14 protein-coding genes are annotated in these 14259 nt (G+C 56.1%); 10 read left to right on the top strand and 4 right to left on the bottom strand.

Features of this window, described 5'->3' with window-relative positions:
* Nucleotides 1–194 precede the first annotated feature (194 nt).
* From qseE to glnB, 4 genes are all read left to right on the top strand, one after another.
* Nucleotides 195–1628, top strand: coding sequence for a two component system sensor histidine kinase QseE/GlrK (gene qseE / locus O1724_RS17115; RefSeq protein ID WP_003860691.1), 1434 nt, complete (start codon nucleotides 195–197; stop codon nucleotides 1626–1628).
* Nucleotides 1625–2377 (top strand): two-component system QseEF-associated lipoprotein QseG, encoded by a 753-nt coding sequence (qseG, locus tag O1724_RS17110; protein ID WP_045894651.1) that lies wholly within the window; start codon nucleotides 1625–1627, stop codon nucleotides 2375–2377. The genes qseE and qseG overlap by 4 nt, the downstream gene beginning before the upstream one ends.
* The gene (gene glrR / locus O1724_RS17105) at nucleotides 2374–3711 is read left to right on the top strand and encodes a two-component system response regulator GlrR (RefSeq protein WP_003860687.1); all 1338 of its coding nucleotides are present in this window, start codon (nucleotides 2374–2376) and stop codon (nucleotides 3709–3711) included. The genes qseG and glrR overlap by 4 nt, the downstream gene beginning before the upstream one ends.
* Nucleotides 3712–3791: 80 nt before the next feature.
* Entirely contained in the window at nucleotides 3792–4130 is a 339-nt protein-coding gene (gene glnB / locus O1724_RS17100) for a nitrogen regulatory protein P-II (protein ID WP_003860685.1), read from the top strand.
* 76 nt (nucleotides 4131–4206) lie between these two features.
* On the opposite strand, the gene hmpA is transcribed toward glnB, so the two are convergent.
* On the bottom strand, nucleotides 4207–5397 hold the full coding sequence (gene hmpA, locus O1724_RS17095; RefSeq protein ID WP_023325074.1) for an NO-inducible flavohemoprotein: 1191 nt from the start codon (nucleotides 5395–5397) through the stop codon (nucleotides 4207–4209).
* A gap of 304 nt (nucleotides 5398–5701) precedes the next feature.
* On the opposite strand from hmpA, the gene glyA reads away from it, so the two are divergent.
* Entirely contained in the window at nucleotides 5702–6955 is a 1254-nt protein-coding gene (gene glyA, locus O1724_RS17090; protein WP_003860678.1) for a serine hydroxymethyltransferase, read from the top strand.
* Between the two features lie 53 nt (nucleotides 6956–7008).
* Here glyA and O1724_RS17085 read toward each other — a convergent pair whose 3' ends face one another.
* Complete coding sequence (locus tag O1724_RS17085) at nucleotides 7009–7431, bottom strand: DoxX family protein (RefSeq protein ID WP_126296771.1); 423 nt, start codon at nucleotides 7429–7431, stop codon at nucleotides 7009–7011.
* A gap of 172 nt (nucleotides 7432–7603) precedes the next feature.
* Here O1724_RS17085 and O1724_RS17080 point away from each other — a divergent pair, with 172 nt between their 5' ends.
* The gene (locus O1724_RS17080) at nucleotides 7604–8743 is read left to right on the top strand and encodes a 3-phenylpropionate MFS transporter (protein ID WP_126296770.1); all 1140 of its coding nucleotides are present in this window, start codon (nucleotides 7604–7606) and stop codon (nucleotides 8741–8743) included.
* Here the strand turns inward: O1724_RS17080 and csiE are convergent, their stop codons facing one another.
* Nucleotides 8744–10021, bottom strand: a complete 1278-nt coding sequence (gene csiE / locus O1724_RS17075; protein WP_045336921.1) for a stationary phase inducible protein CsiE — start codon at nucleotides 10019–10021, stop codon at nucleotides 8744–8746.
* Between the two features lie 125 nt (nucleotides 10022–10146).
* Between csiE and O1724_RS17070 the strand changes: the two genes are divergently transcribed.
* On the top strand, nucleotides 10147–10785 hold the full coding sequence (locus O1724_RS17070) for a DUF1007 family protein (RefSeq protein ID WP_003860670.1): 639 nt from the start codon (nucleotides 10147–10149) through the stop codon (nucleotides 10783–10785).
* Entirely contained in the window at nucleotides 10776–11756 is a 981-nt protein-coding gene (locus O1724_RS17065) for a nickel/cobalt transporter (protein WP_126296769.1), read from the top strand. The genes O1724_RS17070 and O1724_RS17065 overlap by 10 nt, the downstream gene beginning before the upstream one ends.
* Nucleotides 11757–11817: 61 nt before the next feature.
* Here the strand turns inward: O1724_RS17065 and suhB are convergent, their stop codons facing one another.
* Nucleotides 11818–12621, bottom strand: coding sequence for an inositol-1-monophosphatase (gene suhB / locus O1724_RS17060; RefSeq protein WP_003860668.1), 804 nt, complete (start codon nucleotides 12619–12621; stop codon nucleotides 11818–11820).
* 132 nt (nucleotides 12622–12753) lie between these two features.
* On the opposite strand from suhB, the gene trmJ reads away from it, so the two are divergent.
* On the top strand, nucleotides 12754–13479 hold the full coding sequence (gene trmJ / locus O1724_RS17055; RefSeq protein ID WP_003860666.1) for a tRNA (cytosine(32)/uridine(32)-2'-O)-methyltransferase TrmJ: 726 nt from the start codon (nucleotides 12754–12756) through the stop codon (nucleotides 13477–13479).
* Between the two features lie 216 nt (nucleotides 13480–13695).
* Complete coding sequence (gene iscR, locus O1724_RS17050) at nucleotides 13696–14187, top strand: Fe-S cluster assembly transcriptional regulator IscR (RefSeq protein WP_003860665.1); 492 nt, start codon at nucleotides 13696–13698, stop codon at nucleotides 14185–14187.
* Nucleotides 14188–14259 lie beyond the last annotated feature (72 nt).

Raw genomic sequence — 14259 nt, 5'->3', positions numbered from 1 at the left:
AACTTCGAATGACGCACAAAAAGGTGCCTGCCGTCCAACTACTGATTATTGCAATGCTTTATCAGGCCAGGGCGAAACGTCGAGTTAGGCACCGCCTTATTCCATGACAAAGCCGGGTTTTTACCCGGCTTTGTTGTATCTGAAGGGCAGACTCAGTTACGCTCTCCTCAAACCCGGATGATGAGAGTAATGTGTTGAAACGCTGGCCCGCTTTCCCTCGCTCCCTGCGACAGCTCGTTATGATGGCCTTCCTGCTGATCCTGCTACCTTTGCTGGTTCTGGCGTGGCAGGCATGGCAAAGCCTGAATGCGTTAAGTGCCCAGGCGGCCCTGACTAACCGCACCACGCTTATTGATGCCCGCCGTAGCGAGGCAATGACCAACGCCGCGCTGGAGATGGAGCGTAGCTATCGCCAGTACTGCGTGCTGGACGACCGCACGCTGGAGAGGGTCTATCAGAACCAGCGTAAACGCTACAGCGAAATGCTGGATGCCCATGCCGGGGTCTTGCCGGATGACAAACTCTATCAGGCGCTGCGTCAGGATCTGAACGATCTGGCGCAGCTCCAGTGCAAAAACAGCGGTCCTGATGCCGCCGCCGCCGCCCGACTTGAAGCCTTCGCGAACGCCAATACGGAGATGGTGCAGTCCACCCGTACGGTTATCTTTTCCCGTGGGCAGCAACTCCAGCAGGAGATTGCCGAGCGCGGCCAGTTCTTCGGCTGGCAGGCGCTGGTGCTGTTCCTCGTCAGCCTTGGGCTGGTACTGCTCTTTACCCGCATGATCATCGGCCCGGTAAAGGGGATCCAGCGGATGATTAACCGCCTGGGGGAGGGCAAATCTCTCGGGGATACGGTTGTTTTTAAAGGCCCGCGCGAGCTGCGCTCGGTCGGTCAGCGCATCATCTGGCTTTCTGAACGCCTGGCGTGGCTGGAATCGCAGCGTCATCAGTTCCTGCGCCATATCTCACACGAACTCAAAACACCGCTGGCCAGTATGCGTGAAGGCACGGAGCTGCTGGCAGACGAAGTAGCGGGACCGTTAACCCCTGAGCAAAAAGAGATCGTGGCGATTCTGGATGCCAGTAGCCGCAATTTACAAAAACTTATTGAACAACTGCTGGACTATAACCGCAAGCTGGCGGATGGTGCTGTGGTGCTTGAAAGCGTTGAGATTGAACCGCTGGTGGACATGGTGATCTCCGCCCATAGCCTGCCAGCAAGAGCTAAAATGATGCATACCCAGGTGGATCTCAATGCGCCATCCTGTCTGGCAGAGCCGATGCTCTTAATGAGCGTACTGGATAATCTTTATTCCAATGCGGTGCACTATGGTACTGAATCCGGTACCATTTATATCAGAAGCAATAACAACGGTTCGCGGGTATTTATTGACGTAGCGAATACGGGAAGCCCGATTCCGGATGATGAAAAAACGATGATCTTTGAGCCCTTCTTCCAGGGGAGTCATCAGCGAAAAGGTGCGGTAAAAGGAAGTGGTCTGGGGCTGAGTATTGCCCGCGACTGCATACGACGCATGCAGGGTGAGCTTAACATCGTGAGTGATGAACGCGCCGATGTCTGTTTTCGTATCGAACTGCCTCTTGAGCCGGAAAAATCAATGAAATGAATAACAACCTGGTGAGTATGTCACACGTCTTTTACCGCGCACTGCGCGCGGTGTTTTCCAGCAAAAATGTGCGCCTCAGCCTGCCCTGCTTACTGCTGGCCGGCTGTGTAACCCATGCACCAAAAAGTGCGATTAGCCACAAACAGGAAGATAAATGGCCGCAACAACAGCTGGCCGATTTCCTTTCAACACGTTGCGATGATATCTGGAGCCTGTCGGGGCGTGATGTTGAATCCAATCCGCTGTTCTGGCTGCGCGGAATAGACTGCGCCCAGCGACTGGCGCCCGCCGAGGCCCGTGCCCAGGCGGCGATGCTGATGGACGATACCTGGCAGGACGCGTTTAAACGCGGGATCGTGATGGCGGATGCCAGAATCACGCCTGTCGAACGCCGCGCCAACGTGACGCGGCTGGATACTTACGTGATCAATATTCCCCCCCAGGTGCGCCCGGTTTATCAGCTCTGGCGGGACGGACAAACCCTGCAATTACAGCTGTCCGAAGAGCGTTTCCGCTACAGCAAATTGCAGCAGTCGAGCGACAGCGAGCTTGATGCGCTTCGCCAGCAGCAGGAGTCGCTGCGCGAGCAGCTGGAAACCACCACCCGCAAGCTCGAAAATCTGACCGATATCGAAAGACAGCTCTCGACGCGTAAGCCGGCAGGCAGCTATCTGCCCGATGGGTCGAAAGGCAACTCTGCCACGACGCCAGACAGTGAGACGCCGAAACAAGAGGATGTGAAGCCATGACAAGCCGTAAACCTGCCCATCTGTTACTGGTGGATGACGATCCCGGGCTGTTAAAGCTGCTGGGGATGCGTCTGGTCAGCGAAGGCTACAGCGTGGTCACCGCTGAAAGCGGGCAGGAGGGGCTGAAAGTGCTCAGCCGCGAGAAAATCGATCTGGTGATCAGCGATTTGCGCATGGATGAAATGGATGGCCTGCAACTGTTCACGGAGATCCAGAAGCAGCAGCCCGGGATGCCGGTGATTATCCTCACCGCTCACGGATCTATTCCTGATGCGGTGGCCGCGACGCAGCAGGGGGTATTCAGCTTCCTCACCAAACCGGTGGATAAAGACGCCCTCTATAAAGCGATCGACAGTGCTCTTGAGCACGCTGCGCCATCCGGCGACGACGGCTGGCGTGAATCCATCGTGACGCGTAGCCCTGTGATGCTGCGCCTGCTGGAACAGGCGCGGATGGTGGCGCAATCCGACGTTAGCGTGCTGATCAACGGCCAGAGCGGGACCGGGAAAGAGATCCTGGCCCAGGCGATCCACAACGCCAGCCCACGCAGTAAAAATGCCTTTATTGCCATCAACTGTGGCGCGCTGCCGGAACAACTGCTTGAGTCTGAGCTCTTCGGCCATGCCCGCGGCGCCTTTACCGGCGCGGTGAGCAGCCGTGAAGGGCTGTTCCAGGCGGCAGAGGGGGGCACGCTGTTCCTTGATGAAATTGGCGATATGCCCGCGCCGTTGCAGGTCAAACTGCTGCGCGTGTTGCAGGAGCGGAAAGTGCGTCCGCTTGGCAGCAACCGCGATATCGATATCAACGTGCGCATTATTTCCGCTACCCATCGCGATTTGCCCAAGGTGATGGCGCGCAACGAGTTCCGCGAAGATCTCTACTATCGACTGAATGTCGTCAACCTGAAAATCCCGGCGCTGGCCGAGCGTGCGGAAGATATCCCGCTGCTGGCAAATCACCTTTTGCGCCAGGCCGCTGACCGCCACAAACCATTCGTGCGCGCGTTCTCCACCGATGCGATGAAACGCCTGATGACAGCAAGCTGGCCGGGCAACGTACGCCAGCTGGTGAACGTGATTGAGCAGTGCGTGGCGCTGACGTCATCGCCGGTGATCAGCGATGCGCTGGTGGAGCAGGCGCTCGAGGGGGAAAACACGGCCTTACCGACGTTTGCGGAAGCGCGAAACCAGTTCGAGCTGAACTATCTGCGCAAGCTGCTGCAAATCACCAAAGGCAACGTGACCCACGCGGCGCGCATGGCCGGGCGTAACCGTACCGAGTTTTATAAATTGCTCTCACGCCATGAGCTGGAAGCGAACGATTTTAAAGAGTAATACCGCAAAATTCGCCTGAATATGATACTGTGAGCAACCGATTACGAGGCTGCTTACTGGCAAGAGTTTAAGGACCCACCATGAAAAAGATTGATGCGATTATTAAACCTTTCAAACTGGATGATGTACGTGAAGCGCTGGCAGAAGTAGGCATCACCGGGATGACCGTAACTGAAGTGAAAGGTTTTGGTCGTCAGAAGGGCCACACCGAGCTATACCGTGGCGCAGAGTACATGGTGGACTTTCTGCCGAAAGTGAAAATCGAGATCGTGGTAAGCGATGATATCGTCGATACCTGTGTGGATACCATCATCCGCACGGCGCAGACCGGTAAAATTGGCGACGGGAAAATCTTCGTCTTTGACGTGGCGCGCGTGATCCGTATCCGTACCGGCGAAGAAGACGACGCGGCGATTTAAAAAAGATTTGGTAGGCCGGGTAAGGCGCAGCTGCCACCCGGCGAAAAAAAAGCCCCTCGTTGAGGGGCTTTTTGCATTACAGCACTTTATGCGGGCCGAAACATTCGTAATGAATGTTGTCTTTATTCACGCCCAGGTCTACCAGCTGCTTCGCGGCATACTGCATAAACGCTACCGGCCCACAAACGTAGAACTGCATCCCCGGTGCGCTGAACGCCCCTTCATGCTGCCCTAAATTCATCAGGCCTTCGCTGTCGAAACGAGCCGCTGCGCGGTCGGCTTCCGTGGGTAAACGATACCAGGTATGCGCGGTAAAGTGTGGCAGACCCGCTCCCAGCGCTTTCACCTCGTCCGCGAAGGCGTGAACATCACCGTTCTCCGCCGCGTGGAACCAGTTAACCTGCGCGCTGTGGTTTGCTTTCGCCAGCGTATCCAGCATCGCCAGCATTGGCGTCTGCCCCACGCCTGCGGAGATCAGCGTCACCGGGGTATTCGTTTCAACGGCCATAAAGAAATCGCCCGCCGGTGCCGCCAGATGGACCACGTCGCCCACGCTGGCTTCGTTATGCAGCCAGTTGGATACCTGACCGCCTTCCTCACGTTTAACCGCAATGCGATAGCCTTTGCCGTCTGGCTTGCGGGTCAGGGAGTACTGGCGAATCTCCTGATGCGGGAAGCCTTCAGGCTTCAGCCAGACGCCCAGATACTGGCCCGGCTGGTAATCGGCAACTGGCTGACCGTCAACTGGCTCAAACTCAAAGCTGGTGATCAGTGCGCTGCGCGGGGTTTTCTCAACGATGCGGAAGGCGCGCGTGCCTTCCCAGCCGCCATTCTTGCTGGCGTTTTCGCTGTAGATCTGTGCTTCACGGTTGATGAATACGTTTGCAAGTACGCCATAGGCCTTCCCCCAGGCATCCAGTACTTCCTGGCCCGGGCTGAACATTTCGTCCAGGGTCGCCAGCAGGTGACTGCCGACGATGTTGTACTGCTCAGGTTTGATCTGGAAGCTGGTGTGCTTCTGGGCGATTTTTTCCACCGCAGGCAGCAGAGCCGGCAGGTTTTCGATGTTGCTGGCATAGGCGGCAATAGCGTTAAACAGCGCTTCGCGCTGATCGCCGTTACGCTGGTTGCTCATGTTGAAAATCTCTTTGAGCTCCGGGTTATGCGCGAACATGCGATCGTAGAAATGGGCGGTCAGTTTAGGACCCGTTTCAACCAGCAGGGGAATTGTGGCTTTCACGGTAGCGATGGTTTGGGCGTCGAGCATAGCAGCTTCCTTCTGATGTTACTTTAATGATGTATTTTAGATGCATCTTATAAAAATACCCCTGCAATGTAAATGGTTCTTTGCATCGTGAAAAATATGCATCACAAAGCTGAAAAGAAATCCGTTGAAAATGGTGAGAGCTTTATTGCTCAAACCCTTGCGTGGCGTGGAGGTAAACGTTTGCGTAAAATCGTTTGTCAAGACCTGTTATCGCAGAACTATTCAGTTATACTGTTGCCCGTCGTCCAACAGGACTGCCTTTTCAGGCCAAAAATTTACTTGTTAGCTGAGTCAGGAGATGCGGATGTTAAAGCGTGAAATGAACATTGCCGATTATGATGCCGAACTGTGGCAGGCTATGGAGCAGGAAAAAGTACGTCAGGAAGAGCACATCGAACTGATCGCCTCCGAAAACTACACCAGCCCGCGCGTGATGCAGGCGCAGGGTTCTCAGCTGACCAACAAATATGCTGAAGGTTATCCGGGCAAGCGCTACTACGGCGGTTGCGAATACGTTGATATCGTTGAGCAGCTGGCTATTGACCGTGCGAAAGAACTCTTTGGCGCTGACTACGCGAACGTCCAGCCGCACTCTGGCTCTCAGGCTAACTTCGCTGTTTATACCGCGCTGTTGCAGCCGGGCGATACCGTTCTGGGTATGAACCTGGCGCAGGGCGGCCACCTGACTCACGGCTCCCCGGTTAACTTCTCTGGCAAACTGTACAACATCATCCCTTACGGTATTGATGAGTCCGGTAAAATTGACTACGAAGACATGGCGAAGCAGGCCAAAGAGCACAAGCCGAAGATGATCATCGGTGGCTTCTCTGCTTACTCCGGCATCGTTGACTGGGCAAAAATGCGTGAAATCGCTGACAGCATCGGCGCGTACCTGTTCGTCGACATGGCGCACGTTGCCGGTCTGATTGCCGCTGGCGTTTACCCGAATCCGGTTCCACATGCGCACGTTGTGACCACCACCACCCACAAAACCCTGGCGGGTCCACGCGGTGGGCTGATCCTGGCGAAAGGCGGTGACGAAGAGCTGTACAAAAAGCTGAACTCCGCCGTATTCCCAAGCGCCCAGGGCGGCCCGCTGATGCACGTTATCGCCGCGAAAGCCGTCGCGCTGAAAGAAGCGATGGAGCCAGAGTTCAAGGTTTATCAGCAGCAGGTTGCTAAAAACGCCAAAGCGATGGTGGAAGTGTTCCTGAATCGTGGCTACAAAGTGGTCTCTGGCGGGACTGAAAACCACCTGTTCCTGCTGGACCTGGTTGATAAGAACCTGACCGGTAAAGAAGCTGACGCAGCCCTCGGCCGCGCCAACATCACCGTGAACAAAAACAGCGTGCCAAACGATCCGAAGAGCCCGTTCGTGACCTCCGGTATCCGTATCGGTTCTCCGGCCGTAACTCGTCGTGGCTTTAAAGAAGCGGAAGTAAAAGAGCTGGCGGGCTGGATGTGTGACGTTCTGGACAACATCAATGACGACGCGGTTATCGAGCGCGTTAAAGGTAAAGTGCTGGACATCTGCGCACGCTTCCCGGTGTACGCATAATTCTCTGCGTTGCAGAACTGAAAAAGGCCGCTCATGCGGCCTTTTTTTATGGGCTAACGTCGATCGAGGGAGATGGCCCCCGGCCCGGTAATCGCCAGCAAAATAAATGCGCCAGCGATACTCACATTTTTGTAGAAGTTAATCATATTTGGCAGGACCGCATCGCCCGTCATATCCCAGTAGTGGTGACCAATCACCGCCGTTCCCAGCGTATAGAAGACAAAGATCACCGCGAGAGGGCGGCTGAAAAAGCCCAGCACGATTAGAATCGCGGCGGGGACTTCCATCACCACCGCAATAATCGCGGCCAGCATGGGCATGGGGGCGCCGAGCGACGTCATATACTGAACGGTGCCGCTAAACCCCGTCAGCTTGGGATAACCGAAAATAATAAACAGGACCACGATAGCAATGCGGGCAATTAAAAGCAGGAGAGAACGAGAGGAGCCGAAATCGAAATAACGTAAGCTGTTCATGGCAAACGACCTCTTCAGGCGATGTCTTATAAACGTAATACAGTTTTACCGCTCTCGCCATACGCTGTCCGGCTGGTGATGATGTTAATTTTTAGTTAATTTATAGCGCGCTAACGACTTGCTAAAGTCAGGGATTAACGCCAGACTATCGCCTCCATTTCGGGAGGGATTCATGGTCTTGCATTCCACGCGCTGGCTGGCGCTCAGCTATTTCACCTATTTCTTTAGTTACGGTATTTTTCTGCCTTTCTGGAGCGTCTGGCTCAAGGGAATTGGTCTGACGCCTGAGACCATTGGCATCCTGCTGGGCGCGGGGCTGGTGGCACGTTTCCTGGGTAGTCTGCTGATTGCGCCCCGCGTCAGCGATCCCTCCTTACTGATTAAAGCGGTGCGAATTCTGGCCCTGCTGACGCTGGTCTTTGCCGCCTGCTTCTGGGTTAGCCACCAGTTTGCCTGGCTGATGGTGGTAATGGTTGGCTTTAATCTGTTCTTCTCCCCGCTGGTGCCGCTGACGGATGCCCTGGCGAACACCTGGCAAAAGCAGATCACCATGGACTATGGCCGCGTGCGCCTGTGGGGATCGATTGCCTTCGTGATCGGCTCTGCGCTGGTCGGGAAACTGGTCAGCCTCTATGACTATCGTGCCATTCTGGCGCTGCTAACGCTCGGCATCGCCTCAATGCTGCTCGGTATGTTGCTGCGTCCGTCGGTGATGCCGCAGGGCGAAAGCCGCCATCAGGAGAGCGCCGGCTGGCCCGCCTGGCGCTCGCTGGTGGCGCAAAGCTGGCGTTTCCTGGCCTGCGTCTGTCTGCTTCAGGGGGCGCATGCGGCCTATTATGGCTTCAGCGCCATCTACTGGCAGGGGGCGGGTTACTCGGCTTCTGCGGTAGGCTACCTGTGGTCGCTCGGCGTGGTGGCGGAGGTTATTATCTTCGCGCTGAGCCAAAAACTGTTCCGTCGTTTCGGGGCGCGTGACCTGCTGCTGCTTTCCGCCGTGTGCGGCGTGGCGCGCTGGGGCATCATGGGCTGGACGACGGAGCTGCCGTGGCTGATTATGGCGCAAATTCTGCACTGTGGAACCTTCACCGTCTGCCATCTGGCGGCGATGCGCTACATCGCGGCGCGAGAGGGTGGGGACGTTATTCGTCTTCAGGCGGTCTATTCAGCGGTGGCGATGGGCGGCAGTATTGCGGTGATGACCGTATTTGCCGGTTTCCTCTATCAGCACCTGGGGCACGGTGTGTTCTGGGTGATGGCGCTGGTCGCTTTACCGGCCATCGTTATTCGCCCTAAAGTCGCTGCTCGCACGTAACTACGATTCGAGCATTACGCGAATGTGTTCCTGCTGCTGCGTGTTCAGGGTCTCAACGGCATGAATGAGCGGCGGCGAGAACAGCGGCAGGGCGGTTGGATAAGGCGTAATAACCAGCGCCGCCTCGCGGGGCGCGCCCTCCTTCTTAAACGCCTCCAGGCTAAGATAACGAATATTGAGCGGCAGCAGCGTCAGCTCGCGAAGCTGCTGCTCAATTAACTCTTCACAGGCTTTATTTTCCCCCGTTAACAGGACCACCTGTTTTTCATGCAGATCGGTCTCCTGCATCAGCCAGGCACCAAAAATCACCGCCACCAGAGCCATCTCTTCACCGGAGAATCGCAGACCAAATTCGGCTTCCAGCTCAAACAGCGCCTCTTTAGTGGTGCGCAGCAGCCGGGGGTATAAACGGTGGATCTCTTCCGGCAGACTGTTGTCGATGCCGATGTCAAACAAGGAGCGGTCCAGCGCCTGAGCCAGATGGATATAAAGCTGATCGGTCAGACCTTGCTCATCGCTGAAGTTCATCCCGGTTTGTGCCCGGAAACGGGCAATCATACGCACGATGGCGCGACGCAGGCGCTGATCCTGCTGGTGTTTATCCATCACCGGGTCGGGTGTGCGAAGCATCATAAACAGCAGCGCCAGGAACAGCTGTTCATCGCTGTGCGTTCCCTGCGGGACGCGCCGTTTCCAGTGGCGGACAATTTCCTGCGCCGTAAAGTATTCCCCTCGGGACTGCGTCCAGCTGCGCTGAACGGGCGAAAACTCCGGCGTATTGCCCAGATGATGCTGAATCAGACAATATTGCAGATAGAGCTGTAAAAATTGTACGTCGCGGGACTCAAACTGGCGCTGAAGCTTGCGCGCACAAAAGTTGATAAGCGCCCGAAGGTTCGCATCGTCATAAAGCGGGCGGGCAATGCCGTGCTGTTTGAGCGCGGTTTTTAAGGCAGGAGTAAACTGTTGGGCGACAAAATGTGGACACAGCCGAAGCGCCCTGCGCAGCCAGTGCAGCAGGCACAAACGTTGATTAAGGGCGGAACCCTCAATTCGGTAGCAGCCATCATGGTGCGTGACGATATCAAGCCGATGATAGCGCTGGATTTCATCGCGCGTCTCGGCTATATCTTGCCGTGCCATGACGTCGTCCACGCCGTTGGCAGCGATTATGCTCTGTGCGGTGATGGCAGCATCGGGCAGGTAAAGCATCAAAAGCACCTGGCAGCGGCGCTGCGAACTGGAAAGCACAGATGGAATTTCAAGCGTCGTCATCATCTGTCGGGTATCCAGTGTGAATGTTTGATAAGAATAGCTAAAGGATGGGCGCTGAAAAGCGCACCGGCAGGCCTTTCACTCAGGATTGCTGGCGAACATCACAGAATTTTTGACGTGAGGAACAGATGCAAATAGTTAAACAAAGCGCGGTAGCGTTATTTTTGGCGGTTTTCACTTTCGCCGCCGGCGCACATCCTCACAGTTTTATCAGCCTGAAAACCGAACTGGTGACGGACGGCACGCAGCTCAGTGGCCTGAAGATGCACTGGACGATGGATGAAATCACCTCCGCCGACCTGCTGTACGATGCCGGAAACGCAAAGCCCGGCGATGAGATCTGGAAAAAGCTGGCGGCGGAGGTGATGGCCAACGTGCTGGGTCAGCACTACTTCACCGAGTTCTGGCACAACGGACAAAAGGTGAAATTTCTTAACCGTCCCACGGAGTACGGCATGACCCGCGAAGGTCATCAGGCGGTGCTGACGTTCGTGCTTCCGCTGGCGCATCCTCAGCCGCTGGCCGGGCAGAAGTACACGTTTTCCACGTTTGACCCTACCTATTATGTCGATATGCGCTATGACAATGACAGCGACGTACGGCTGCCGGACGCGCTGCAAAAAAGCTGCAAAATTGGCGTGCACACCCCTAAACCCAGCGAAGAGACGCTGAACTTTGCGATCTCGCTGGATAAAGCAGATGCCCCGCCTGAGGACATGGAGCTGGGTAAACAGTTCGCGCAGGAGGTGACGTTACAATGTCAGTGATCTTCTCTCCCGTCAGTAAGCCGCGTCGCTGGCTGCACCTCTGGCCTCTGGCGCTCTTTTTGTTGTTAGCGGTTGGCGGCGCGCTCTGGCTGTGGCAGGCATGGCCGCAGGTGATGGTGAAAAGCGTCCTCTGGCAGCGGGAAGTTAATCAGCAGATGAGCGTGCTGCTGAAAGCCGTGGCGGATAATCCGACCAAAGCGGGCGGCGCTCTTCTGGCGTTCAGCTTTATCTATGGCGTGCTGCATGCCCTGGGACCGGGGCACGGCAAAATTGTCATCACGACCTGGCTTGCTACGCATCCGTCGAAGCTGAAATCGAGTATCGGCCTGACGCTGGCTTCTTCTTTACTTCAGGGCGGTGTGGCGATTGCGCTGGTCGTGGTCGTCCTCTCGCTGCTACAGCTGCCGGCTCGCCAGCTGCATATGAGCAGCTTCTGGCTGGAGAAGGGGAGTTACGCGCTGGTAGGCGTGCTGGGGTTGATCCTCTGCTGGCGGGCGCTGAAAAAATTGCGCGCGTTGCTGCAAAAACCAAAATTCAAAGCCTTTACGCCGCATCACGTTCACCATGAAAACTGCGGGTGCGGGCATCAGCATCTGCCGACGCAGGAACAATTACAGAATGGTGACGACTGGCGTGCGCGTCTGATGATTGTGCTCTCAATGGGGATGCGTCCGTGCTCGGGCGCAATCATGGTGCTGTTGTTCAGCAAAGTGACAGGCGTATTTGGCTGGGGCATGCTCTCGGCGCTGGCGATGGCGGCGGGAACGTCTCTGACGATCTCTTCGTTAGCCTTGCTGGTGCACAGCTTCCGTCAGCTGGCGGTAAAACTCAGCGGCAATAAAACGCCGGTATTGTGGCGACAGGTTGGCTGGACGACGCTTGCGTTGGCGGGCGGGGTGATTCTGCTGGTGGCTGCGGTCACGATGTGGATGAGCGCGGTGCCGGTGGGAAGGGGGTTGCGGCCTTTCTAGCCGTATCTGAGGCGTGTTGTAGGCCCGGTAAGCGTAGCGCCACCGGGCTTAACAGACTGAATTAACGCTTCAGCGCATCGCTCAGTTCATCACGCATGTTTGCCAGCATGGCTTTAACAACGCGCGGGTTACCTGCAACGATGTTGCCGGTAGACATATAGTTATGGCCGCCGGTGAAGTCGCAAACAATCGCGCCAGCTTCACGTGCGATCAGCTCGCCCGCCGCGAAGTCCCACGGCTTCAGTGACAGCTCAAAGTAACCGTCAACGCGGCCGGTCGCCACGTAGGCCAGATCCAGTGCAGCAGAGCCAGTGCGACGGAAGTCCGCGCATTCGGTGAACAGCTTGCCCAGGATATTCATATAGGTGGTTGCGTGCTGCTTCGCCTTGAACGGGAAGCCAGTCGCCAGAATCGTGCCGTCCAGATCGCGTGCATTGCTGCAACGCAGACGGTAGCCGTTCAGCTGCGCGCCCTGACCGCGGGTTGCGGTGAACAGTTCGTTACGCATTGGATCGTAAACAACAGCGACTTCAGTACGGCCTTTGATGCGTACTGCAATAGACACAGAGAAGTGTGGCAGGCGTTTAACGAAGTTGGTGGTGCCATCCAGTGGATCGATAACCCATTGAACATCCTGATCGGTACCTTCATGTTCACCGCTTTCTTCGGTGATGATGGTGTGCTGCGGGTAAGATTTGCGGATCGTTTCGATAATAATCGCTTCTGCGGCTTTATCGACGTTAGTCACGAAATCATTGCTGCCTTTCTGGCTGGTTTCTACGGAGTCTGGGGTTTCGTAGTGTTTGGCAATTACATTACCCGCCTTGCGCGCTGCGCGCACGGCGATGGTCAGCATCGGATGCATCGGTCTCTCTCACTGGATGTTAAAGAACAGGAAAATCGGCGCAGAGTATAGCAGCGGGATCGGATTATGTCTCTCGTTTATGATAATATGCCCGAATATTCTTCAGACACTGAATCCAGACATCTAAAAATTATGCTGCAAAACATTCGAATCGTGCTGGTCGAAACATCGCACACCGGCAACATGGGCTCTGTGGCCCGCGCTATGAAAACCATGGGCTTAACGAACCTGTGGCTGGTTAATCCGCTGGTGAAACCAGACTCTCAGGCTATTGCTCTGGCGGCCGGCGCCAGCGACGTGATCGGGAATGCGCAGATCGTGGACACCCTGGACGAAGCCCTGGCCGGTTGCAGTCTGGTGGTGGGGACCAGCGCGCGCTCCCGTACGCTGCCCTGGCCGATGCTGGACCCGCGCGAATGCGGCCTGAAAAGTATCTCAGAAGCGGAACAGGCGCCGGTTGCGCTGGTGTTTGGTCGTGAACGCGTTGGCCTGACCAACGAGGAACTACAGAAGTGTCACTACCACGTGGCGATTGCCGCCAATCCGGAATACAGCTCGCTGAACCTGGCGATGGCGGTGCAGGTCATTGCCTACGAAGTGCGCATGGCATGGCTGGCGACGCAGGAGAAACCGGTCGAACCTAAAGAAGAGACGGCCTACCCGCTGGTGGACGATCTGGAGCGCTTCTACGGTCATCTGGAGCAGACGCTGCTCTCAACCGGCTTTATCCGTGAAGGCCACCCGGGTCAGGTGATGAACAAGCTGCGCCGTATGTTCACCCGCGCCCGCCCGGAAAGCCAGGAGCTGAACATTCTGCGCGGGATTCTGGCGTCGATTGAGCAGAAGAACAAAGCGTAGTGTCGATTTCCCCCTCTCCCCGTGGGAGAGGGCTGGGGTGAGGGCATCAGGCCGCACCTATATTATGAAGGCACAGAAGGTTAAATACCTGACTAAAACAGTCAAGTAAATAGTTGACCAATTTAGTCAGGAATGTCAGACTTGGCCCTGCTATGCAATACCCCCATTTTACAATAAAAAACCCCGGGCAGGGGCGAGTTTGAGGTTAAGTAAGACATGAGACTGACATCTAAAGGGCGTTATGCCGTGACCGCGATGCTGGACGTTGCGCTCAACTCCGAAGCGGGCCCGGTTCCGTTGGCTGATATTTCTGAACGACAAGGGATCTCCCTCTCTTACCTGGAACAGCTGTTCTCCAGACTGCGTAAAAATGGACTGGTGTCCAGCGTTCGTGGCCCGGGCGGCGGTTATCTGCTGGGTAAAGACGCGGGCAGTATTGCGGTTGGCGAAGTGATTAGCGCGGTTGACGAATCCGTTGACGCGACCCGTTGCCAGGGTAAAGGCGGCTGTCAGGGCGGCGATAAATGCCTGACCCACGCGCTGTGGCGCGATCTGAGCGACCGTCTGACCGGCTTCCTGAACAACATCACCCTCGGTGAGCTGGTGAATAACCAGGAAGTTCTGGATGTCTCTGGGCGTCAGCATAGTCAGGATTCACAGCGCAGCACCCGCACGCAGGACGCCATCGACGTTAAACTGCGCGCGTAATTAAAAAGATAAGTATTCAGAATCAGGCCGGGGTGGTCACACCCCGCGTACTCGGTCGTACATCCAGCCGGT

It is taken from the genome of Enterobacter cloacae complex sp. HYC074_NIDB (assembly GCF_056673345.1).
The sequence above is the reverse complement of the archived record's forward strand: the minus strand, read 5'-3'. Positions and strand labels throughout refer to the sequence as shown.

Excerpts from the sequence above, each read along its gene's own strand:
- qseG (WP_045894651.1), top strand. The coding sequence starts at position 1,625 with ATGAATAACAACCTGGTGAGTATGTCACACGTCTTTTACCGCGCACTG.
- glrR (WP_003860687.1), top strand. The coding sequence starts at position 2,374 with ATGACAAGCCGTAAACCTGCCCATCTGTTACTGGTGGATGACGATCCC.
- glnB (WP_003860685.1), top strand. The coding sequence starts at position 3,792 with ATGAAAAAGATTGATGCGATTATTAAACCTTTCAAACTGGATGATGTA.
- hmpA (WP_023325074.1), bottom strand. The coding sequence starts at position 5,397 with ATGCTCGACGCCCAAACCATCGCTACCGTGAAAGCCACAATTCCCCTG.
- glyA (WP_003860678.1), top strand. The coding sequence starts at position 5,702 with ATGTTAAAGCGTGAAATGAACATTGCCGATTATGATGCCGAACTGTGG.
- O1724_RS17085 (WP_126296771.1), bottom strand. The coding sequence starts at position 7,431 with ATGAACAGCTTACGTTATTTCGATTTCGGCTCCTCTCGTTCTCTCCTG.
- O1724_RS17080 (WP_126296770.1), top strand. The coding sequence starts at position 7,604 with ATGGTCTTGCATTCCACGCGCTGGCTGGCGCTCAGCTATTTCACCTAT.
- csiE (WP_045336921.1), bottom strand. The coding sequence starts at position 10,021 with ATGATGACGACGCTTGAAATTCCATCTGTGCTTTCCAGTTCGCAGCGC.
- O1724_RS17070 (WP_003860670.1), top strand. The coding sequence starts at position 10,147 with ATGCAAATAGTTAAACAAAGCGCGGTAGCGTTATTTTTGGCGGTTTTC.
- O1724_RS17065 (WP_126296769.1), top strand. The coding sequence starts at position 10,776 with ATGTCAGTGATCTTCTCTCCCGTCAGTAAGCCGCGTCGCTGGCTGCAC.
- suhB (WP_003860668.1), bottom strand. The coding sequence starts at position 12,621 with ATGCATCCGATGCTGACCATCGCCGTGCGCGCAGCGCGCAAGGCGGGT.
- trmJ (WP_003860666.1), top strand. The coding sequence starts at position 12,754 with ATGCTGCAAAACATTCGAATCGTGCTGGTCGAAACATCGCACACCGGC.
- iscR (WP_003860665.1), top strand. The coding sequence starts at position 13,696 with ATGAGACTGACATCTAAAGGGCGTTATGCCGTGACCGCGATGCTGGAC.